This window comes from Streptosporangium sp. NPDC004631 (assembly GCF_053601935.1).
The window spans coordinates 1-21,807 of sequence record NZ_JBSGCR010000038.1 but is presented as its reverse complement, the minus strand read 5'-3'; the positions used below and the strand labels follow the sequence as shown (position 1 = coordinate 21,807).

Sequence of the window (21,807 nt, the reverse complement as noted above, 5' to 3'; positions counted from 1 at the left end):
AGTGCCCGGCGCGCGCGGGTTACTCGAACAGTGAGTGGTGGCCGCCTCGCCGGTGACGCCGTACCGCCACCACGACCGCGTTGGTCAAGGCGACGGCGGCCAGTGCGCAGTTCAGGTAGAACAGTGGCCAGAGCCTCATGGTGAACGCGAGGACGGCCAGGGCCGTGAACGCCACGAATCCGTAGGAGGCCAGCAGAAGCCGCAGGTTGAGGGCGCTGTAGGGCCGGTCGAGCGAACCCGGTTCCGCCCCCCTGCGGCCGCGCCGGTGTCCGGTCGGCGGCCCGTTGGGCCGAGGCGGCGTACCGGGTACGCGGGCGCCGCCGGTCCGGGCGACCTCCCCCGAGGCTCTCCCGGAGACGGCCCCCGAGGTGTCCGAGGAGGTGTCCGGGGACGGCGGGGGGCCCGGGACGCCGGGCGTCGGCTCGTCCCGCGGATCCTCCGGCTCGGGGGTGAGACCCCGCGAACGATTCACACCCGGTTTTCTACCCCGCCCACCAGGGATGTCTCCACGGGCCGGAGCGCGGACGCCGGGGAACGGCGCCCCGGGGGATGTGTGATCGATCCCACTCTAAGCATCTGTGAAATTTGGTGAACAAGCCGCTGGCATGCGATGGAAGGAGTATCTTTTCTCCCTTCTGATCAGCGATTTTACGAGTGAACAAGAGGTTGTCTCTTGTTCACGAAACTCATGTCTGATAGAACAAGCGACATATGTGGGTGCGGGTGGGACGCGGACGGAAGCAAGCCGCTCACCGCGCGGCCCAACTCTTCGCGGCCTCTGGAGGACTGCCATGCCCGCCTTCTCCCGCCCGGACGGTTCGGGATCCCCGACGCTGTCCCGCCGTTCCGTGCTCCAGCTCGGCGGCGGCGTCGCCCTGCTGTTCGCGAGTGGATGCGCGGCCAGCACCGGCACCGGCACCGGTGGCTCGGGCGGCGCCTCGCAGGGCCCCGCCGCCTCGACGCTCCGGATCGCGGTGAGCGGCTATCCCAGCAGCTGGGACCAGGACTTCGTCGGGTTCGACCTGACCGCCCTGATGCTCCACAAGAACGTCTTCCCGTACATGGTCGACTACGGTGTCACCGCGGTGGACGGTGGTCAGATCCTCGACACCTCGGCCATCGCCCCCACCTTCGCCGAGTCCTTCGAGCCCGACGCAGACAACAAGGTGTGGACCCTCAAGCTGCGCAGGGGCGTCAAATTCGCCGGCGGCAACGAGATGACCGCCAAGGACGTCAAGTGGTCCAAGGACCGGGCCTTCGCCGCGCAGGCCAACGTCGCCGGCGTCTACCGGCTTATCGGGCTCACCGAGGCCGACCAGGTCGAGGTGGTGGACGACTACACCGTGCGGTTCCGGCAGGCGTTCCCCAGCGCGCTGACCCGCCAGATCCAGGCCATCTCGCTGTACGTCTTCGACTCCGAGGAGGCGAAGAGGCACGCCACCGCCGACGACCCCTGGGCCAAGGAGTGGTTCGCCAAGAACGCCCCGAACGGGGGCTACTTCAACGTGGAGAAGGCCACCCAGGGACAGGAGATCGTGCTGGCGGCCAACCCGGCCTACCCGGGTCCCGACGGCGCCAAGACCCCCAGGATCCGGCTCACCGTGGTGCCCGCGGCCGCCAACCAGCGCCTCCAGCTGCAGAACGGCGACATCGACATCGCCTTCGGCATCGGCCGCCGCGACATCAAGGACCTCAAGACCACCAAGGGCGTCAAGGTCATCTCCGCGCCGAGCAACAGCCAGGTCACCATCCAGATGTCGATGACCACCGCCCCCTTCGACGACCCCGCGGTGCGCAGGGCGCTCGCCCACGCCGTGCCGTACGAGCAGATCATCGCCAACGTCTACGGCGGCGACGCCAGGCCGTCCAGGAGCGTCGTCCCGCTGGACATGCCCGGCTACTCCGAGACCGGCTACCCCTACACCCACGACCTGGCCAAGGCCAAGCAGACCCTGGCGGACGCGGGCAAGGGCCCGATCGGCTCCGAACTGGTCTTCCAGGCCGACAACGAGGAGGAGCAGCAGCTCGCGGTGCTCGTGCAGAGCGAGGCCAGGAAGGCGGGCATCGAGTTGAGGCTGAGCCCGCTCGACCCCGCCACGCTGGCCGGTCGCCGGGAGAAGAGGAACATCCCGCTGCAGATCACGGTGGGTGAGCTCTGGGTCAACGACGTGGAGTACATGCTCGGCACGAGCCTCACCAAGGGCGCCAACCTGAACTACTCCAACTACGGCAACCCCGAGATCGAGAAGATCTTCAAGCGGTCGCACACCGTCGTCGACGAGGCCGAGCGCGCCAAGCTGTGGCTGCGCGTGCAGGAGATCCTGGCCGAGGACATACCGTGGATCATGATCTGTCAGCCCAACTTCACCCTCCCGGTGCGTGAGGAGGTGGCCGGCTGGGTCCAGCCGATGGACGGGCTCGCCCGGCTGCGCCACCTGAACATCGCCACGTGAGTCATGCGTATCCTCCGCTTCCTCCTCACCCGGCTGCTCCAGCTCGTCCCGGTGCTCGCCGGGGTGGTCGTCCTGACCTTCCTGCTCGTCAGGGTTCTGCCGGGTGACCCGATCCGGACCATCCTCGGGCCCAACGCCACCGAGGCCGACGCGGCGGCGACCCGGGCGCGGTTCGGGCTCGACCAGCCCCTGTGGCGGCAGTTCCTCGACTATCTGGGGGGACTGTTCACCGGCGACTTCGGCACCTCGATCCAGAGCGGTGCCCCGGTGGGCTCCGAGATGGCCGTGCGGATCGGGCCGACCATGGAACTCGTGGTCATCTCGCTGGCCGTCGCGCTCGTCGTGGCCACCGTGCTCGGCATCTGGTCGGCGCGGCACGCCGGGCGGTTCGGCGACCACACCGTCCGCGTCGCGGCCCTGATCGGCAACTCCGTCCCGGAGTTCTGGCTCGGCCTGGTGCTGGTCCTGGTCGTCTACAACGGCCTCGGCTGGGCCCCCGCGCCCAGCGGACGCGTCGACCCCGACACCGAGCTGAGCCTGCTCACCGGCGCCGACCTGCTCGACGCGGCCCTGACGGCCAACGGGCCGGCGTTCGTCTCCGCGCTGGAACACCTCATGCTGCCGGTGGCCACGCTGGTGATCGTCATCGTCGCGCCGCTGCTGCGGAGCGTCCGGGCCTCGGCGCTGGAGGTGCTGGGCTCCGAGGCGTACACCGCCGCCGCCGCGCACGGGCTGCGGGACCGGCTGCTGCTCCGCGGCTACCTGCTGCGCGCCGCCCTGGTACGGCTGCCCGCCCTGGCGGCCCTGGTGTTCGGCTTCGCCATCGGCTCGACCGTGCTCGTGGAGTACGTCTTCTCCTGGCAGGGCTTCGGCCAGTGGGCGCTGAGAGGCCTGCTCTACCGGGACTACCCGGTCGTGCAGGCGTCGGTGCTCGTGATCGCGCTGTTCTACGTGGTGGTCTTCCTGATCGCCGACGTGGTCCACGCGATCCTCGACCCGAGAGTGAGGATCTGATGGCCGAGGTGGCACGAGCCCGGGAGACCGGCGGGGGCGGCCGGTTCGCGTCGTCCCTGATCACGGTCGGTTCGGCCGTACTGATCCTGGTCGTGCTGGCGGCCCTGTTCGCGCCGCTGCTCAGCTCCTGGGGCCCTGAGCAGATCGACCCCGCCGCGTCCCTCGCCCCGCCGGGCGGCGCCCACCCGCTGGGCACCGACCTCAACGGGATGGACGTCTGGAGCCGGGCACTGCACGCCGCCCGGCTCGACCTCGGCATCGCGGTCGCGGCCGTCGCCGTGGCCGTCGTCGCGGGCAGCCTGGTCGGCCTGGTCGCCGGCTACCGGGGCGGCTGGGCCGACGACGTGCTGATGCGGGTGCTCGACGTCCTCCAGGCGTTCCCCACCTTCATCCTGGCCCTCGCGGTGGCCGCGCTGCTCGGCGGCGGCACGGCCAACCTGGTCGCGGTCATCGCCCTGGTGAACGCGCCCGCCTACGCCCGGCTGGTCCGGGCCGAGGTGCGCTCGGTCAGGGAGCTGCCCTTCGTGGAGGCGTCCCGCACCTCGGGCTCGTCGTCCTGGGTCGTGCTCTGGCGGCACGTGCTGCCCAACAGCCTCACCCCCGTGCGCGTCATCGCACCGCTGAACTGCGGCTGGGCGATGCTCACGCTGGCGGGCCTCTCCTTCCTCGGCCTCGGGGTGCCGGTCCCCACCGCCGAGTGGGGCGCGATGATCAGCCTCGGCACCGGCGACGTCGTCGCCGGCCGATGGTGGACCTCGGTGCCGCCCGGCCTCTTCCTGCTCATCTGCGTCCTGGGCTTCAGCCTCCTCGGTGAGGGCCTGCAGGAACGCGCCGACTCCACCGGAAGGTGACGGACGATGACGCTTCTGTCCATCGAGGACCTGTCCGTCGTGATCCGCCGGCCGGGCCGGGAGGTGGCCGCGCTGAGCGGGGTCGACCTGCGGGTCGACGCCGGCGAGGTCGTCGGCCTGGTCGGGGAGAGCGGCGGCGGCAAGAGCATGGTGGCCCGCTCCGTCGTCGGCCTGCTGCCCGGCGGCTCGCAGACGACCGGACGGGTGCTCTTCGAGGGCGCCGACGTGCTGAGGATGGACCGTTCCGAGCTGGAGGCGTTCCGGGGGAAGGGCGCCGCGATCTGCTTCCAGAACCCGCGCGGCGCGCTCAGCCCGACCCGTACCGTCGGCCGCCAGCTGGTCGACCGGCTGGTCACCCACCGGGCCATGACCTCCGGCGAGGCGGGGGAGACCGCCGCCGAGCTGTTCGAGTCGGTCGGCATCCGGAGCCCAAGGCGGCGTCTGGCCGCGTACCCGCACGAGCTCTCCGGCGGGATGGCGCAGCGTGTCATGATCTCGCTCGCCACGGGGTGCGCCCCCGGTCTGCTGATCGCCGACGAGCCCACCACGGGGCTGGACGTGACCCTCACCAGGGAGATCCTGGGCCGGTTCCGGCTCGCCGCGAACGCCGAGGGCCGCGGAGTCCTGCTGATCTCCCACGACCTCGCCTCGATCGCCGAGGTCTGCGACCGGGTCGTGGTGCTGTACGCGGGCACCGTGGTGGAGACCGGGCCCGCGGCCCAGGTGCTGAACGAGCCCGCGCATCCCTACACGCGGGCGCTGCTGCGGTCGGTGCCCGACATCGACGGGCGGCCGGTGGCCGTCACCCGGGGTTCGATGCCGCTGCTCCGGCGGGCGCCGTCCTCCTGCCCGTTCGCACCGCGCTGCGCGCACGCGACCGAACCGTGCACGCTGGAACGCCCGGTGACCGGCGATCTCGCGCACGACTGGCGGGTCGCCTGCCTCCACCCCCGCTCCGGCCCGGTCGTCGAGCCCGCCGTACGGCACGCCGCCCCGGCCTCGCCTTCCCGGACATCCGCCGGGGACGCCGGGGAGGGCGGGGACGGCGGGGAGGTCCTGCGGGTCGAGGACGCGCACGTCGTCTACCGCAGCCGGTTCGGCGGCGGCGGTCACCACGCGCTGCGCGGGGTCAGCCTCAGCGTCGCCGCGGGGGAGACCCTCGGCGTCGTCGGGGAGAGCGGGTGCGGCAAGAGCACCCTGGCCCGGCTGATGCTCGGCCTGGTGGCCCCCTCGCGGGGCCACGTCGAGGTGGCCGGCCGTACGCTCTCCCGGGTGCGGGGCAGGGAGCTGCGCCGGCTGCGCACCCGCGCCCAGATGGTCTTCCAGGACCCCATCGGGTCGCTCAGCCCGCGCCGTACCGTGGAGGACGCGATCGGGGAGCCGCTGCGCGCCGCCGGGGTGCCCGCCGGGGAGGTGGCCGTCCGCGTCGCCCGGGTGCTGGAGCGCATGGAGCTGGACCCGTCGATCCTGCGGCGGCGCCCGCACGAGCTCTCCGGCGGCCAGGCGCAGCGGATCGGCATCGCCCGCGCGCTCGTGGGCGACCCCGACCTCATCGTCTTCGACGAGCCGACCTCCGCGCTCGACGTCACCGTGCAGGCGCAGATCCTGAAGGTGATCGCCGAGGTGAGCGGCGACCGCTCGCGCGGATCGGTTCTCATCTCCCACGACCTGGCCACCGTACGCGGGTTCTGCGACCGGATCGTGGTGCTCTACCTGGGGCGGATCGTCGAGGAGGGCCCGGTCGACGAGGTCTTCGGCAACCCCCGCCACCCCTACACCCGGGCGCTGCTGTCCAGCGCCCCCAGCCTGGGCGCCGGTTTCACCGGACCCCGGGTCGAGCTGACCAAGGACCTGGAGGAGGCGGACGTCGCCGAGGGTTGCGCCCTCGCGCCGCGCTGCCCCTTCGCGACCGACGAATGCCGGGAGCGGGAGCAGGAGCTCCGCCCTCACGACGCGAGCCGGGTCGCCTGCCACCGCGCCGCCGAGATCCCCGCGCTGATCGAAAGGTGACACCAGACATGCCCGACCCGAAGCACATCCGGCTGGCCGTCGACATCGGCGGCACCTTCGTCGACGCGATGGAGCTGGACACCCGTACCCACGAGGTGCGCTTCAGGAAAGCCTCGACGACCCCCGCCCGCCCCTGGGAGGGGGTGCTCAACGCGGTCACCGCCCTCGGCACCGACCTGTCCGAGGTGGAGCTCTTCATCCACGGCACCACCCTCGGCCTCAACGCGGTCCTGGAGCGGCGGGGCGAGCCGACGGGGATCATCACCAACGAGGGCTTCCGCGACGTGTTCCTGGTCGGCCGGGGCAACGTGCCCGCCGACCACATGTACGACTTCCAGTACGAGCGCCCCGAGAGCCTGGTACGGCGCCGCCACACCGCCGGGGTCCGGGGGCGGCTCGACCACCGGGGCCGGGTGGTCGAGGAACTGGACGTCGAGGGGGTCCGGGAGGCCGCCCGCGTTCTGGTGGAGGAGCGGGGCGTGGTCTCCATCGCCCTCTGCTTCCTGCACTCCTTCCTCGACCCCTCCCACGAGCGCGAGGCCGCCCGCGTCATCCGCGAGACCTACCCCGGTGTGACCGTGTCGGTCTCCACCGACATCGTCCGGGAGTACCGCGAGTACGAGCGGACCAGCACGACCGTCCTCGACGCCTACATCCGGCCGATCTTCGAAAGGTACGTGGACCGGCTGGAGAAGGGGCTCGCCGAGCGGGGCTTCGACGGGCGGTTCCTGATCATGCGGTCCGGCGGCGGCTCCATGACGTCGGCGGTGGCCAAGACCTCCCCGACGCACACGGTGCTGTCGGGCCCGGCGGGCGGCATCGTCGGCGCCGCGCACATCGCCGCCGCCCTCGGCCGCCGCGACCTGCTCACCTTCGACATCGGCGGTACCTCGCTGGACGCCTGCGTGATCGAGAACGGCTCCGCGGTGGCCGCCTACGAGGCGCAGCTCGAACACTTCCCGCTGCTGATCCCCACCTACGACATCCGCACGATCGGGGCCGGAGGGGGCTCGATCGCGTGGCTGGAGCGCGGACTGCTCAAGGTGGGCCCGCAGAGCGCGGGCGCCGACCCCGGCCCGGTCTGCTACGGCCGGGGCGGGACACGCCCCACCGTCACCGACGCGGCGGTCGTCCTCGGCTACGTGGATCCCGGCCGGTTCCTGGCCGGGACCATGGAGCTGCGGGCCGACGCCGCCCGCGCGGCACTCGACGAGCAGGTGGCCGGCCCGCTCGGGCTGAGCCTGGAGGCCGCCGCGGCCGGGGTCTTCGACGTGCTGCTGGCCAAGACGGTCGGCGCGGTACGGCAGATCACGGTCGAGCGGGGACACGACCCCCGGGGCTTCTCACTGCTCGCCTTCGGCGGGGCCGGGCCGCTGCTCGCGCCGCTGCTGGCCGCGGAGATGGGGATCGGCGAGGTCATCGTGCCCTTCGCGCCGTCCGGCTTCTCCGCCTGGGGCATGCTCACCGCCGACATCGTCGACGACTTCTCCCGCACGGTGACGGCCACCCTCGACGACGCCGACCTGGACGGGCTGGAGGCGGTCTTCAGGAGCGTCGAGGCCGAGGCCGTCGCCTCCCTGACCGCGCAGCAGGTGCCCGCCGCGCACATGGTCCTGGAGCGTCAGTTCGAGCTGCGCTACCTGGGCCAGGAGCACTCGCTCATCGTCACCACGGGCCGCGACCTCGACAGGGACGCGATCAGGCGGGCGTTCGAGGAGACCCACACGGCCCGGTACGGCCACGCCATGGACAACCGGCTGCAGATCCTCAACCTGCGGGTCCGCGGCATCGGCCGTACAGACCGGCCCGAGCTGCCGGTGCGCCCGAGAGGCGACGGCGACGCGACGCGGGCCCTGCTCTCGCACAGGGACGCCTACGACTTCGGCACGCGCGGCACGGCGTCGTTCGCCGTCTACGACCGGGCCCTTCTGGAGCCCGGTGACGTTTTCGACGGCCCGGCCCTGGTGGACGAGGGCACCTCGACCACCGTGGTGCCCTCCGGGCAGCGGGCCGAGGTCGACGAGCACGGCTATCTCCTGGTGAAACTGACGGAGGCGTCATGACCGAGCAACTGGACGGGGCCACGGCCGAGGTCGTCCGCAGCTATCTGCTGGCGGCGGCCGAGGAGATGCGGGCCACGCTGATCCGCACCTCGTTCAACCCGGTGATCTACGAGGTTCACGACTTCGGCATGTCGATGTACGACGCCGACCTGCGGCTGATCGCCGAGGCCACCGGGCTCACCTTCTTCCTCGGCGCCAACGACTTCTCCCTGCGCAAGGGGGTGGAGTACGTCGGCAGGGAGAACCTGCGCCCGGGGGACGTGGTGCTGCTGAACTACCCCTACTGGAACGCCGCGCACGCCTACGACGCGACGCTGTTCGCCCCGGTGTTCACGGGTGCCGAGCTGGTGGGGTTCCTCTGCGTGCGGGCGCACTGGATGGACCTCGGGGCCAAGGATCCGGGATACGTGCTGGACTCCACCGACATGCACCAGGAGGGGATGATCTTCCCCGGAACCAAGGTGTTCTCGGAGGGCAGACCGAACCGGGAGATCATCGAGCTGATCAGGTTCAACTCGCGGATGCCGGACCTGGTGATCGGCGACCTGAACGCGCAGGTCGCCGCGTTGCGCACCGGTGAACGCCGGTTCCTGGAGATCCTGGAGAAGTTCGGCCGCCCGACCGTGGAGGCCGCCGTCCAGCGGATGGTCGAGGACGGCGAGGCGCGCACCCGCGCCGCCCTCGCGGAGCTGCCGCAGGGGTCGTGGACGGCCTCCGACTGGCTGGACGACGACGGCATCACCGACGAGCCGGTCCTCATGCGGGTCACGGTCACCATCGCGGACGGCACGTTCACGGTGGACTTCGACGGCTCGGCGCCCGCCACGCGCGGCCCGATCAACATGCCGTTCGGCGCCACCGAGGCGATCTGCAAGGTCATCCTCAAGTCGCTCACCTCCCCGGACGAGCCGTCCAACTTCGGCACCACGGTCCCCCTGCGGGTGCGGGCCGAACCAGGCACGCTCTTTCACGCCGTCTACCCGCAGCCGACCTTCACCCTCTGGACCGGCATCGTCGCGGTCGAGCTGATCCTGAAGGCGCTGGCGCAGGGGATGCCGGACCGGCTGCCCGCCTCCTCCGGCGGGGACGTCCCGGGCTTCATGATGGTCGGCGTCCACCCCGAGACCGGGCAGATGTTCGCGGTCAGCAACAACGACCCGGTCGGCTGGGGCGCGACCCCCTCCCACGACGGGATGAACGCCGCCACCCACGTCTCGGGCAGCACCGGCCGGATCACCCCGATCGAGGTGCTGGAGGCGCGGACCGGGATGTTCTTCGAGCGGATGGAGATGCGCGAGGACTCCGGCGGCGCCGGGCGGTTCCGCGGCGGTGTCGGCCTGCGGCGCGACATCCGGTTCGTCACCCCCGGCGAGTTCCTGTCGGTGATCAAGAAGACCAAGGCGAGGCCCTGGGCGCTGGAGGGCGGCCTGGAGCCCGACCCCAACCAGGTGATCGTTTTCCCCGGTACCGACCGTGAACAGCGGGTCAGCACCCGGCGGACCAGGGTCGAGGCCGGCGACAGGGTGAGACTGCTCACCGCCGGCGGCGGCGGGCACGGCGCCCCCCGGCTCCGCGACCCCGAGCTGGTCAGGCAGGACGTCGCCGAGGGATACGTCTCCCCGGCCGCCGCCCGGGAGATCTACGGCGTCGAGGTGCCCGATGAGTGACATCGTCATCGTCAACTGCACCGTGGCCGACGGCCGGGCGGCCGACGGCGCGGAGCCGGTCGCCGACGCGGCGGTTCTGGTCAGGGGCGAGCGGATCGTGCTCGCAGGACCTCGCGAGGAGGTCCTGCGGCAGGCGGGCGGCGCCACCGAGCTGGACCTGGAGGGCGCCTACCTCACACCGGGGCTGGTCAACATGCACACCCACCTGTCGCTGTCGCTGCCCGGTCAGGGCGGGGAGGGCGTCAAGGGGTTCACCCCGCACGAGCTCGCCCTCTACATGGCGGACGGTGCCCGGCGCACCCTGCACTGCGGCGTCACCGCCGTCCGGTGCGTCGCCGAGAAGGACCACGCCGACTTCGCCCTGCGCCGCGCCATCGAGGCGGGCCGGGCGAGTGGCCCGCGCATCTTCACCGCCGGGCAGGCGCTGGTCTGCACCGGAGGCCACGGCCACGAGTCGTCGGACACCCTGGAGTGCGACGGCGCCGACGCCTTCCGGCGCGGCGTCCGCACCCAGATCAGGGCGGGCGCCGACCTCGTCAAGGTGATGATCTCCGGCGGGATCGCCGGAGAGCACGAACGCATCGAGACCCCGCAGCTGTTCACCGAGGAGATGATCGCGGTGCTCACCACCGCGCACGCCTGGGGACGCAAGGTCACCGCGCACGCCGGGCCGGCCGCGGTGATCGCCGAGGCCGTCGAACTCGGCCTCGACTGCGTCGAGCACGGCTACCAGCTCACCCCCGAGGTCGCGGCGAAGATGGCCGAACGGGGCACAGCCCTGGTGCCGACCCTGCTGGTCACCCGGTGCAAGGAGTTCTTCGACGAGCTCGGCGTGCCCGAGTGGATGCAGTGCCGCTCGCTCGGCGCCGGTCCCCGGCACCTGGAGAGCTACGCCATGGCCCTCGCCGCCGGGGTGGAGGTGCTGCTGGGCAGCGACATGCCGCCGTTCTGGCGCTTCGAGGGGACCAGCGCCACGGTGCGGGAGCTGGAGTACATGTCGGAGGGCGGTCTCGGCCCCGCCCGCGCGCTGTACGCGGGCACCCTCGGCCCGGCGCGCTGGCTCGGCGCCGAGCGGGACATCGGCACCGTCGAGGCCGGGCGGTACGCCGACCTTGTCGCCATGGACGCCGACCCGCTGGCCGCCACGTCGGCCTTCCGCACGATCCGCTGGGTGATGAAGGGAGGCCGGGTCGTCCGCGACGACCGGGCCGGAGGGGGGAGACCGTGACTGGCACAGCGAACGGAACCGCGGCCGGAGCCGACACCGACACCGACACCGACACCGGGAGTGGGATCGACGCCGTGACCGAGACGACGGCCGGGGCCGGGGTCGCGACCGAGGCGGTGGGGGCCGATGCCGAGGCGATCGCCGCGGGCATCGACGACATGTACGACGCGTTCCTCGCGGCGGACCGCGACCGCTTCGACGGTCACCTGCACACCGAGGTCACCACCTGGGAGACGCACCTGCCGGGCCCGCTGCGCACCCGCGCCGAGCTGGACGCCTACCGTGAGGGCCGCGACCGCTCCGGCGCCCGCCCGGCCCTCACCCGGCTGTCCGCGGAGGACAAGCGGATCGACGTGTGGGACGACGCCGGGGTCGCCCGCTACCTGCTCGTCGCGGAACCTCCGGAAGGCCCGGTCCAGCGGAGCCGGGTGACCGACGTGCTGCGGCGGGTGGGCGGCGACTGGCTCATCGTTCACCACCACTCCGAACTGCTCGGGCGGTAGGCGGGGCGGGGGCGGGAGACGGGCGGGACCGCCGGCGGGGCTCGGGGGAGGGATACCGGGTGGGACGCCCCGCCGGGTCCCGGCGGGCTCCGCCGTACGACAGGACGTACGACAGGAAAGATCATGGTCCGGACGGGGCCGAAGGAGGCGTCACCGTGGAAGACGGCGACATGGAGCTGTACGACCTGAGGGTCGTGGTCGACCGCATCGAGGGCCGGTCCGTCTGCGGGATGGAGGTCGGCGACTGTTTCGAACTGGAGCGGAGCGCCCACCTGCGGCTGCCCGACGGCAAGCACTTCTGCGTGTACGCGCTCGCCGCGGTCCTGCCGTTTCTGGCGGCCAAGCAGCGTGACCTCGCCGAGGGCGACTGGCTGGCGCAGGACTCCCTGTTCTGCTGCCCCGACCCGGAGGAGAGGCTGGTGATGCGGGTCGAGCGGACCCGCCGCCGCCGGATGAACTCCGCCGACCTGACCTGAGGGGGTCTCCGATGACCGCTGCCGAGATCGGCCTCGGCCTGCAGAGCGACAAGCGGGCCGGCGACTACGCGCGCCTCGCCCGCCGCGCCGAGGGACACGGCTTCGACGTGCTGAGCGTGTTCGGCGACCTGATGTACCAGCCGCCGATCTTCCCGCTGCTGGAGATGGCCGCCGCCACCGAGCGGGTACGGCTCGGCGCCGCCTGCCTCAACCCCTACTCGGCGGCGCCGTACGAGATCGCCGGGCAGCTGGCGGCACTCGACCTGGCCTCGCACGGCAGGGCCTACCTCGGCCTGGCGCGGGGCACCTGGCTCGGCGCCGTCGGCATCGCCCAGCCCCGGCCGCTGACCGCGCTGGCGGAGGCGGCCGAGGTGGTCTACCGGCTGCTGGGCGGAGACCCGGACGGGTTCGAGGGGCGGATGTTCCGGCTCGCCCCCGGCACCCGGCTGCGCTACCCGGTGCACCGGCCGCGTCCGCCGCTGCTGCTCGGCGCCTGGGGGCCGAAGGGCGCGGCGCTGGCCGGGCGGATCGCCGACGAGATCAAGGTGGGCGGCAGCGCCAACCCCGCCATGGTCGCGGTGATCCGCGAGCGGCTCGGGCACGGCGCGGCGGCGGCCGGGCGCGACCCCGCCGAGGTCGGCGTGGTGCTCGGCGCGGTGACCGTGGTCGACACCGACGGGGCCGCGGCCAGGGCGAGAGCACGGACCGAGGTCGCCATGTACCTCGCGGTGGTCGCCGACCTCGACCCCACCGTGGAGATCCCCGCCGACCTGCTGGCCCGAGTCAAGGAGCGGGTCGACTCCGGACGGCACGAGGCCGCCGGACGGCTCATCCCCGACGACCTGCTCGACCTGTTCGCCTTCTCCGGCGACCCCGAGCAGGTCGCCGCCCAGGCCCAGGCCCTCATCGACGCGGGCGTGCGGCGGGTGGAGTTCGGCACGCCGCACGGCCTCACCGACGACGGAGGCGTGGAGTTGCTGGGCACCGCCGTACTGCCGCTGCTGAACCGCGCACCGGGTGGGGGCGCCCCGGCGGGCGCCGGGTGAGCGGGGCGGGGTGACGGTCGGTCACATCGAAACCCGAACCGCCCAGAACCTTCCGGATGAAAAGTCGAGGGCCCGAATCGCCTCACGTTCCTGATTTCACAAAAGTTCTGTATGGGTGAACATGGAACCGGACGAAGGAGGCGACATGACGAGCAGACGTGCCAGGGGCCCGGTGGCCGACAGGGTCAAGACGGTCGGCGGGCGGGAACGGGCCGACCGGGCGGTCGCCAACCGGGGGCTGCCCACCCTGGAGTTCGAGACCGGCACCCCGTACGACGAGTACGTCGGCACCGCGGTGCTGCACGGCCTTCAGCGGCCGGTCACCGACGCCCCCGAGGAGCTGGCCTTCCTGGTGACCACCCAGGTCATGGAGCTCTACTTCGGGCTGATCCGGTCGGAGTGGACGCTGGCCCAGCGGCTGCTGGACGCCGACCAGGTGACCGCGGCCACCACGGCGATCGGCCGCAGCGTGCGCCACTTCGAGGCGCTCAACGCGGCCTGGGGGGCGCTCGGCTGGCTGACCCCCGCCCAGTTCAACTCCTTCCGCGACGAGCTGGGCGAGGCGTCCGGGTTCCAGTCGTCGATGTACCGGCACCTGGAGTTCCTGCTGGGGAACAAGTCGGAGGCGCTGACGCGCCCGCACCGCCGGACCCCGAAGGTCTACCGGGAGCTGGTCGAGGCGCTGAACCGGCCGAGCCTGTACGACAGCGTGCTCTCCCTGCTGGCCAGGAGGGGCTTCGAGATCCCCCGCGGGGAGGACCCGGCGGCCGAGTACGCCCCCAGCCCGCTGGTCGAGGCGGCCTGGGTCAGGATCTACGCCGAACAGGGGCCGGGGGAGGAGCTGTGGATCCTCGGCGAGGCCCTCACCGACCTGTCGGAGCGGTTCTCCGACTGGCGCTACCGGCACCTCATGGCGGTGCGCAGATCCATGGGCGCCAAGCCGGGGTCCGGTGGATCCAGCGGGGTGAGCTGGCTCGAACGCAGCCTGCGCCGGGAGGTCTTCCCCGAGCTCTGGTCCGCCAGGACGGCGATGTGACCGCCACGGCCTCCGCCCGCCCCGTCCTGGCTCCGCCCCCCACCCGTTCCACGACTGCCGGCGGGCGGTCCGCGCCCCTCGCCGGGGAGATGAGCCGGCCATGAGAGCCACCCAAGAGGTCGCGGTGGTCGGCGCCGGCCTGGTCGGCTGCCTGACGGCCTGTTTCCTGGCCCGCCGCGGATACCAGGTCACCCTGTACGAGCGCAGGTCCGACCCTCGGCTGGCCAACGCCGAACGGGGGCGTTCGATCAACCTGGCGCTCTCCGAGCGGGGACTCGACGCGCTGCGCCGGGTCGGACTGGACGAGGCCGTCATGAAGGCCGCGCTGCCGATGCCCGGGCGGATGATGCACGCCCCCGACGGCACGCTGAGCTTCCAGCCGTACAGCGCCGACGGGCAGCGGGCGATCAACTCCATCAGCCGTTCCGAGCTGAACCGCACCATGCTGGAGGGGGCCCTCGCCCTGCCCGGCGTGCGGGCCCGCTTCGAGCACCGGCTCACCGGCCTCGACGTGGACTCGGGCCTGATGGACTTCGACACGCCGGACGGCCCCGTCCAGCTGAGCGCCTCGATCGTGCTCGCCGCCGACGGCGCCTACAGCGCGGTCCGCGGCCGGCTGCAGTTCCTGCCCGGCTTCGACTTCAGCCAGGACTTCCTCGACTACGGCTACAAGGAACTCACCATCCCGGCCCGCGACGGCGAGTTCGCCCTCGACCCCGGCGCCCTGCACATCTGGCCGCGAGGCCAGGCCATGATGATCGCCCTGCCCAACCCGGACCGGTCCTTCACCTGCACGCTTTTCTGGCCCAAGTCCGGGCCCGGCAGCTTCGACGAGCTGGACACCGCCGAGCGGTTCGAGGAGTTCTTCGCCGCCAACTACGCCGACGCCCGCGCGCTCATGCCCGACCTCGCCGACGACTACACCCACAACCCGATCGGCCACCTGGTCACGATGCGGGCCTACCCCTGGCACGCGCGCGGCGCCGACGCGGTGGTCGGCCTGCTCGGCGACGCGGCCCACGCCGTCGTCCCCTTCTACGGCCAGGGCGCCAACTGCGGCTTCGAGGACTGCGTGGAGCTGGACCGGTGCCTGGAGGAGACCGGGGACGACTTCCCCGAGGCCCTGGCCCTGTACGGCTCCCGCCGCAAGGAGCACGCCGACACCATCGCCGAGCTGGCGCTGGAGAACTTCGTCGAGATGCGGGACAAGGTCGCCTCCCGGTCGTTCCTGCTGCAGAAGCGGGTCGAGCACGGCCTGGAGCGGCTGCTGCCCGGCCGCTATGTGTCCCGCTACGAGCTGGTGTCGTTCAGCACCGTGCCGTACGCCGAGGTCCAGCGGCGGATCACCCGCCAGCGCCGGGCGGTCGTCGCGGTCGCGCTGGGCGCGCTGGCGGCCGTCGGGGTGACGGCCGGGCTGCTGCGCAGGCGGTGAGGCCGGACCGGTGATGAGGGCGAGGTCAGAACAGCCGGGGGGTCACCACCGACACGACCGTGGTGACCCGGTCGGTGTCGTTGAACATGCTGTGCGGCACGGTCGACCTCAGGTGCACGCTGTCGCCCGGGTACAGCCGGTGCTCGACGCCGTCGACCTCGTAGAGCAGCTCGCCCTCCAGCACGAAGGCGAACTCCTCGCCCGCGTGGCCGTAGGCGTCCTCGCGCCTGCCTCCGGGGGCGATGTGCACCAGCAGCGGTTCCAGGACGAGGTTCGGCCCGCGGGCCGAGAGCATGCGGTAGGTCTGCTGACCCGACATGTACTCGGTGGCCGCGGTCGCCGAGCGGGTGAGGGTGAAGTGGCTCGGCAGCGGGGAGACCGTGGCCGGTCTCTCCGCCCCCTCGGCGGGCTCGTCGCTGAAGAACTCGGCCACGCTCCGGTCGAGCGCCGCGGCCACGCTGTTCAGGGCGGTCAGGCCGATGGAGGAGATGCCCCGCTCGACCTGGGACAGGAAGCCGATCGAGAGCCCCGAGTGGGTGGCGAGGCCGCGCAGGGTCAGGCCGCGCTCCTTGCGGAACCGCCGCATCCGGGCGCCGACGGCACCGTGGCGGTCCAGACCCTCGGCGTTCCGGTGCTCCGACATGCTCACCCGCGGTCCTCCTCCATCGAGTCTGCATCGATTCTGCGTCGAGCGGCACGGCCGCACTGTTCGCTCTAGCTAAACATATTTCACACCAAGAATCCTTCATACGCCACCCGGCCTCCAGAGGCCGCCCCGGCTCGCCGAGGTCCCGCCCGGGGCCGAGGGGCGTACGGCCGGATCCGTCCCCGCGCCCCCGGATCCGCCACAGGCCCCTGGGCACTCGTTCCTCGCGGGAGCTGCGGGGTACCGCTGATGGCATGGCACCATCACCGAGACCGTCGAGGGATCCGCTGCCGGACCTCGACCCCTTCGACATCTTCGACACCGAGGCGGCCCGCCTGGACCGCCACTTCTCCCGGCTCGACGACGAGGGCTGGAACCGCCCCTCCCGATCCGCGGGCTGGTCCGTACGCGACGTGCTCGGACACCTCGCGGGGGAGGAGCTCTACAACCACGCCTGCCTCGACGGCGACGTCGAGGGCTTCTCCGCGATGCTCAGGAGTGAGGGCGTCGAGGGCGGCTTCGACGCCTTCAACGACTGGTGCGTACGGCGCCGCCGTGACCTGCCCGTCGAGGAGGTGCTGGAGGAGTGGCGGCGCGAGAACGGTGAGACACGCGAACGCATGCGCGCGCTCGGCCGCGAGGCGTCGCTGCGGACGTTGGCCGGGCCGTACCCGGTGGGCCCGCAGACCTTCCACTACGACTCGGAGTACGCCACCCACGCCGACGACGTGGCGGCGCCCGTCTCGCCGGACGAGGCCGACGGGCGGGCCTGGTGGCGGGCCAGGGTGGGGATGTTCGTCCTTGGTGAACAGGGCTCGCCGGCCCAGGTCGAGCCGGTCGGCGAGCAGATCTGGGTGCACGTGCACGGCGTGAGCGCACAGCTGCCGGTCCCGGAGTTCGTCGAGGCGACGGTCGGCCGGTTGCCGGACGGCTTCCCGCTCGACCGCAGGGTCCGAGCCGCCCTGCGCTGCCTGGCCTGAACCCCGGATCCGCCGCGCACGACCGGGCCGGCCGTACGCGGCCGAGGTCGCGGAGCCGGACAGGGCCGGGAGCCGGACGGGGCCGGGAGACGGACGGGGCCGGGAGACGGCCGGAACGGAACCGGGGGCGGGGGAGCCGGCGGGGTGCCCCCCGGCCTCCGGAACTCGCCCTGTCAGGCAGGGCCTTACGGAGCGGAGTCGCCGGACAGGAGGTGGAGGTTCGGCTCCCGGGCGGCCTCCGCCAGCTCCGGGATCTCCACCACGGTGACCCCCGCCGCCGCGAGATCCTCGGCGCCGTGACAGTCGGCGAAGAGCAGGGGCTCCCGCCAGGCCAGCACGACCCGCCGGACGCCGCTGTCCACGATCAGCCGGCTGCAGGGCCGGGGGCGGGAGGCGCGACGGCTACAGGGCTCCAGGCTGCTGTAGACGGTGGCGCCGGGCAGCCGGGGATCACCTGGGAGGATCTTGGCGAGCGCGGCCTCCTCGGCGTGCACGCGGGGGTCGTCTTCCCGCGAGTGTCCGCGAGCGATCTCCCGCCCGTCGGCGCCGACCACCACGGCGCCCACCGAGAAGGCCGCCGGGGACGGCGGGCAGAGCAGGGCCAGCTCACACGCGAGCCGCAGCCAGTCGTGGTCGTTCAACGGTTCTCCCGGGGTCTCCTTGAGCCTGTGCATACCCTGCCTTTCGGTGTCTCCCGGGGGAGGTGCGGCACACTGCCCCGTGCCGGCCGGGTCCCTCCGGCGTGAGCGTCCCCGCCCCCGTCCCCGAGGGGTTCAGGACAGCAGGTAGCGCAGGAGGACGACGTCGCCCATGCGCCGGACGTCCGCCAGCCTCATGGGCCGCCGGGAGCTCCGCGGGAAGGCGCCGCCCCGGACGAAGCGCGGCGCGGCGGGATCCCCGACGAAGAACGGCGCGACGACGAGGTGGAGCTCGTCGGCCAGCCCCCCCAGCAGGAACTGGGTGTGGACCGAGCCGCCACCCTCGACCATCAGCCGGCGCACCCCGCGGCCGGCCAGATCGGACAGCACCCGGCCGAGATCCGGAGGATCGCCGGCGTCGACCACCGTACAGCTCTCGCCGAGCCGGGAGACGAGCCCGTCCACCGCCGCCGACGCGGCGTAAACGATCTTCGTGGTCTCGCCCGTGGTGAAGAAACGGCTCGCCGGGTCGAGCTCCCCCGACGTGCTCAGCGTCACCTTGGCGGGAGAGGGCGGAAGGCCGCGTGCGACCCGCTCCCGCTGCCTGATCGGGGACCGGACCAGGAGTCTTGGATCGTCGCGGCGGATGGTGGCCGCCCCGACCAGGATCGCGTCGCAGCCGGCCCGCACCGCGTCGACGCGGTCGAAGTCCTCGTCGTTGGAGAGCAGGAGCCGGTCCGGGGTGCCGTCGTCGAGGTATCCGTCCACGGACATCGCACAGCTGAGCAGCACATAGGGACGTTCGCCCATGTCTCGTCCTCCCCGGGTCCTCTCCGGTCCGTCACCCGGCGTGCGCCCGGCGGCGCGCACGCGATCGGGAAGACCGGCCCCCGGCCGTCGAGCGGTTCCGTAACCCTATGTCCCCCGGGCACGTCCCGCCGGGTCGCCCCCGCTGTGACGGACCTGGGGATCGGGCCCCGGACCTGCGCGGGGACGTGAGAATCCCCGCCTGTCCGGTGGCCCCCACCGCCCCCGGAACATTCTTCGCCGTAGGGGATACTGGTCACCAAGGGGGTCATCATGAAACGGATCATTGCCGTCGCGGCGCTGTTCACCGTCACCGCGGCCGGGTTGGCCGCCACCGGAACCATGGTGCAGGCCATGAGCAAGGTGGACAAGGTGACCAAGAAGACAACGGTCAGCGAATCGCAGTATGAAACACTCCTCAACCAGTGCAAGTACGCCAATACCGCACAGCGCCGCGCCGACTGCCGGGCCACGGTCAGGCTCCACTACCGGGTAGGGGCGGAGAATCCGAACCTGGACTGCCGTGAATACTCCGGCGTCGCGGTATGCGGTCTTCTGGAACTCAGCCCGAGAGAGCAGCGGTGCGTGAAGGAGTCGGTGGCGGACGGCCTGACTCACAGGCGCGCCGAGGTGGAGTGCTACGCCTTCTCCTAGCCGTGCCGGGCTGAGGTGGGATCCGGACGGGGCGACGGCGGACGGCGCCCCGTCCGGAGCTCACGGCCTCCACTCCTCCCGCCAGCCGGGACGGAGGCGGTAGCCGTACGCGGTCTCCACGACCGCCTCCGACAGCACCTCGTCCCGTATGGCGGCGACGGCCAGGGCCTGGGCGTCGCCGCCGGTCAGGCTCGCCCCCGCCCGGATGCGAGCCTCCAACTCGTCGATGACCGCACGGTTCCTGTTGAACATCTCGACGATCCGGATCTTCGCCTCGCTGTTGGAGCGGATGTGCTCGATGAACCTCTCACCCCCTCCGGGGCCAAGGGTCCTCTCACCGAGGACGGTGACGAGGTCGGTCTCCGCGGCGAGGGCCTCGGCGCCGGCGACTTCGCGCTTGATGGTGCCGAGTAGCCAGACGGCGATCTCGCGGGTCTCGATGGTCACGTGATCTCCTCGAACGGGGCGCCGCCACGGCGGCGGTCGCGTTATCAGCGATCATTGATCGCTATCCCGACTCTGTCGATGGGCAGCCCCTGCTCACCCGTCCTTTTCCTCCCCGCGAACCGGTGGAACCGGCCGAACCGGTGTGAGGGGCGGTGCGGGAGTGCTGTGCCCTTCCGCGGCCGGGAGGACACCCGGTGGTCGCCGGGGTGTCCGGCACCGGGTGGAACTCCTCCGGCATACTGTTCGTCACTCCATGTGCAACCCCTCCAACCGGTAATTTCTCTGACATCGAGAGGCATCTCCCCGTGCGTAGCTCGTTCTTCGGAAACCTGGACCAAGGCCGGCTTCCCGGCCACTTCGCCCTGCAGAACGCCAAGATGCTCCGGGTGCAGCTGAACGGAGAGGTGCTCGCGCGTCAGGGATCGATGGTCGCCTTCCAGGGGCAGATGGAGTTCGACTACCAGGGGGCCGGCGGCGTCGGGCGGTTCCTGAAGAAGATGGTCACCGGCGAGGGCGCGCCACTGATGCGGGTCCGCGGGCAGGGCATGCTCTTCCTCGCAGACAACGCCGACGACGTGCACCTGTTCTACCTTGAGGACGAGGCGATCACCGTCAACGGGACCAACCTTCTGGCCTTCGACCCGCAGCTGACCTGGGACATCCAGCGGGTGCAGGGCGCGGGCATCGCCACCGGCGGGCTGTTCAACACCACGGTCCGGGGCACGGGGTGGGTGGCGGTCACCGCGCACGGCGCGCCGGTGCTGCTCGACACCTCCCGCATGCCGACCTTCGCCGACAGCCAGTCCGCGGTCTGCTGGAGTGCCGGGCTTCAGGTGGGCGTCAACCGTACCTTCAAGGCCGGGGCGCTCATCGGGCGCGGGAGCGGAGAGGCCGCGCAGCTCGCGTTCCAGGGCCAGGGCTTCGTGCTGGTCCAGGCGAGTGAGGGGCCGATCGTCCCGCAGAGCAACGGCTGAGCGCCTCAGGCGTCGGCGGCGGTGGGCGCTCAAACGGTGCGGAGCCGGTCGGAAGGCGTCCGTGCCTATGGTGAAGGGCTCAAACGTGGTCGTGCCTTTTGTTCTGCACCGCTGTGCTGGACGGTGCTTTACGTCGTCTCCACGGGGGTGACCACGGGCGTTCGGCGAGAAGATGTAGCCGAATGTAAGAAAACGACTCCCCTCCGTGCTTGTCGTGTGCCGGAGAGTTAATCCCGTTGAATTGATGCCTTTGGCCTGCCTGGAAAGACCGTCGGAGCCCCTCCGGTTACCGTGGAAAACAGGTTAGAGGCCGTTCCGGTTCCGTTCGAGGCGCCGATTCGGCCTTTCATCGGCCCGGGTATCGCCCAGGGCGCAACCAATTCGACATGGAGTGATCTCTCATGATCGAGCTCAGAAACGCTCTCGCCGCCGGTGCGATGGTGGCCGCCGCTCTCATCGTCCCGGCGACGATGTCCGCCCAGTCCGCCGCGGCCGGCACCGTGCCGGAAGGCACCGTCGTGTCCACCCACACCTTCGCCCAGAAACCCTGCTGGAAGTACAACGACCCGGCCAAAAGAGCGGCCTGCTACAGGTGGCGCTACTAGGGCGGCCGACTACGCGGATCGTCTCGTCACGGCCCGGCCGTCTTGATCGCGCACAGACACGCACAGACACGTGCGGGCGACCGTTAGCGGATGGCCGGGCACGGATGACCGCGCACTGATGACCGCGCACAGCCGAATCTATGAGGTCGCCTCAGTGCCCTCGCCACCCGTCGCGCCGGGCGCCGCCGCCGCCCTCGGCGGTCTTGGCCGTGCGGGACCGGGCCTCGCCGAACAGGTCGTTCTGCGTGTCGGGCAGCGAGTCGGAGTCGCCCTTGGC

20 protein-coding genes and 1 pseudogene are annotated in these 21,807 nt (G+C 71.8%); 16 read left to right on the top strand and 5 right to left on the bottom strand.

From position 1 onward, the window contains the following. Nucleotides 1-19: 19 nt before the first annotated feature. A complete protein-coding gene (locus tag ACWEF2_RS28080; protein WP_453819334.1) occupies nucleotides 20-472 on the bottom strand; it encodes a hypothetical protein in 453 nt (150 codons plus the stop codon). Between the two features lie 319 nt (nucleotides 473-791). Between ACWEF2_RS28080 and ACWEF2_RS28075 the strand changes: the two genes are divergently transcribed. The 12 genes and pseudogenes from ACWEF2_RS28075 to ACWEF2_RS28020 all read left to right on the top strand — a co-directional run. Next, entirely contained in the window at nucleotides 792-2,453 is a 1,662-nt protein-coding gene (locus ACWEF2_RS28075) for an ABC transporter substrate-binding protein (protein ID WP_453819333.1), read from the top strand. A gap of 3 nt (nucleotides 2,454-2,456) precedes the next feature. Then, on the top strand, nucleotides 2,457-3,467 hold the full coding sequence (locus ACWEF2_RS28070) for an ABC transporter permease (protein WP_453819332.1): 1,011 nt from the start codon (nucleotides 2,457-2,459) through the stop codon (nucleotides 3,465-3,467). Beyond that, complete coding sequence (locus ACWEF2_RS28065) at nucleotides 3,467-4,318, top strand: ABC transporter permease (RefSeq protein ID WP_453819331.1); 852 nt, start codon at nucleotides 3,467-3,469, stop codon at nucleotides 4,316-4,318. The genes ACWEF2_RS28070 and ACWEF2_RS28065 overlap by 1 nt, the downstream gene beginning before the upstream one ends. A 6-nt stretch (nucleotides 4,319-4,324) precedes the next feature. After that, the gene (locus ACWEF2_RS28060; RefSeq protein ID WP_453819330.1) at nucleotides 4,325-6,328 is read left to right on the top strand and encodes a dipeptide ABC transporter ATP-binding protein; all 2,004 of its coding nucleotides are present in this window, start codon (nucleotides 4,325-4,327) and stop codon (nucleotides 6,326-6,328) included. Between the two features lie 8 nt (nucleotides 6,329-6,336). After that, nucleotides 6,337-8,391, top strand: a complete 2,055-nt coding sequence (locus tag ACWEF2_RS28055) for a hydantoinase/oxoprolinase family protein (protein ID WP_453819329.1) — start codon at nucleotides 6,337-6,339, stop codon at nucleotides 8,389-8,391. Further along, nucleotides 8,388-10,058, top strand: a complete 1,671-nt coding sequence (locus ACWEF2_RS28050; RefSeq protein ID WP_453819328.1) for a hydantoinase B/oxoprolinase family protein — start codon at nucleotides 8,388-8,390, stop codon at nucleotides 10,056-10,058. Before ACWEF2_RS28055 ends, ACWEF2_RS28050 begins: the two co-directional genes overlap by 4 nt. Then, a complete protein-coding gene (locus tag ACWEF2_RS28045; RefSeq protein ID WP_453819327.1) occupies nucleotides 10,051-11,286 on the top strand; it encodes an amidohydrolase family protein in 1,236 nt (411 codons plus the stop codon). Before ACWEF2_RS28050 ends, ACWEF2_RS28045 begins: the two co-directional genes overlap by 8 nt. Then, nucleotides 11,283-11,789 carry a DUF4440 domain-containing protein gene (locus ACWEF2_RS28040; RefSeq protein ID WP_453819326.1) on the top strand — a complete coding sequence of 169 codons (507 nt, stop codon included), beginning with the start codon at nucleotides 11,283-11,285 and terminating at the stop codon, nucleotides 11,787-11,789. Before ACWEF2_RS28045 ends, ACWEF2_RS28040 begins: the two co-directional genes overlap by 4 nt. Before the next feature lie 155 nt (nucleotides 11,790-11,944). Then, nucleotides 11,945-12,265, top strand: coding sequence for a TIGR04076 family protein (locus ACWEF2_RS28035; protein WP_453819325.1), 321 nt, complete (start codon nucleotides 11,945-11,947; stop codon nucleotides 12,263-12,265). Between the two features lie 11 nt (nucleotides 12,266-12,276). Further along, nucleotides 12,277-13,311, top strand: a complete 1,035-nt coding sequence (locus tag ACWEF2_RS28030) for an LLM class flavin-dependent oxidoreductase (protein ID WP_453819324.1) — start codon at nucleotides 12,277-12,279, stop codon at nucleotides 13,309-13,311. Nucleotides 13,312-13,456: 145 nt separating this feature from the next. Next, nucleotides 13,457-14,347 carry a tryptophan 2,3-dioxygenase gene (locus ACWEF2_RS28025; RefSeq protein WP_453819323.1) on the top strand — a complete coding sequence of 297 codons (891 nt, stop codon included), beginning with the start codon at nucleotides 13,457-13,459 and terminating at the stop codon, nucleotides 14,345-14,347. Between the two features lie 76 nt (nucleotides 14,348-14,423). Then, nucleotides 14,424-15,779: pseudogene (locus ACWEF2_RS28020) on the top strand (FAD-dependent oxidoreductase); the annotation flags it as partial. 25 nt (nucleotides 15,780-15,804) lie between these two features. Here the strand turns inward: ACWEF2_RS28020 and ACWEF2_RS28015 are convergent. Continuing rightward, nucleotides 15,805-16,422, bottom strand: a complete 618-nt coding sequence (locus tag ACWEF2_RS28015; RefSeq protein ID WP_453819359.1) for a helix-turn-helix domain-containing protein — start codon at nucleotides 16,420-16,422, stop codon at nucleotides 15,805-15,807. Nucleotides 16,423-16,679: 257 nt separating this feature from the next. Here ACWEF2_RS28015 and ACWEF2_RS28010 point away from each other — a divergent pair, with 257 nt between their 5' ends. After that, nucleotides 16,680-17,405: a maleylpyruvate isomerase N-terminal domain-containing protein gene (locus tag ACWEF2_RS28010; protein WP_453819322.1), complete on the top strand. Its 726-nt coding sequence runs from the start codon at nucleotides 16,680-16,682 to the stop codon at nucleotides 17,403-17,405. 185 nt (nucleotides 17,406-17,590) lie between these two features. Here the strand turns inward: ACWEF2_RS28010 and ACWEF2_RS28005 are convergent, their stop codons facing one another. Further along, entirely contained in the window at nucleotides 17,591-18,079 is a 489-nt protein-coding gene (locus tag ACWEF2_RS28005) for a deaminase (protein ID WP_453819321.1), read from the bottom strand. A gap of 99 nt (nucleotides 18,080-18,178) precedes the next feature. Next, nucleotides 18,179-18,853, bottom strand: a complete 675-nt coding sequence (locus ACWEF2_RS28000; protein WP_453819320.1) for a RibD family protein — start codon at nucleotides 18,851-18,853, stop codon at nucleotides 18,179-18,181. 270 nt (nucleotides 18,854-19,123) lie between these two features. Between ACWEF2_RS28000 and ACWEF2_RS27995 the strand changes: the two genes are divergently transcribed. Next, nucleotides 19,124-19,504: a hypothetical protein gene (locus ACWEF2_RS27995; RefSeq protein WP_453819319.1), complete on the top strand. Its 381-nt coding sequence runs from the start codon at nucleotides 19,124-19,126 to the stop codon at nucleotides 19,502-19,504. A 60-nt stretch (nucleotides 19,505-19,564) separates the two neighbouring features. On the opposite strand, the gene ACWEF2_RS27990 is transcribed toward ACWEF2_RS27995, so the two are convergent. Further along, nucleotides 19,565-19,951, bottom strand: a complete 387-nt coding sequence (locus ACWEF2_RS27990; protein WP_453819318.1) for a hypothetical protein — start codon at nucleotides 19,949-19,951, stop codon at nucleotides 19,565-19,567. A 305-nt stretch (nucleotides 19,952-20,256) separates the two neighbouring features. Between ACWEF2_RS27990 and ACWEF2_RS27985 the strand changes: the two genes are divergently transcribed. Together ACWEF2_RS27985 and ACWEF2_RS27980 are read left to right on the top strand one after the other, a co-directional pair. Then, nucleotides 20,257-20,925 (top strand): AIM24 family protein, encoded by a 669-nt coding sequence (locus ACWEF2_RS27985; protein WP_355592764.1) that lies wholly within the window; start codon nucleotides 20,257-20,259, stop codon nucleotides 20,923-20,925. 401 nt (nucleotides 20,926-21,326) lie between these two features. Further along, on the top strand, nucleotides 21,327-21,530 hold the full coding sequence (locus tag ACWEF2_RS27980) for a hypothetical protein (RefSeq protein WP_355592762.1): 204 nt from the start codon (nucleotides 21,327-21,329) through the stop codon (nucleotides 21,528-21,530). The last annotated feature ends 277 nt before the right edge of the window (nucleotides 21,531-21,807 follow it).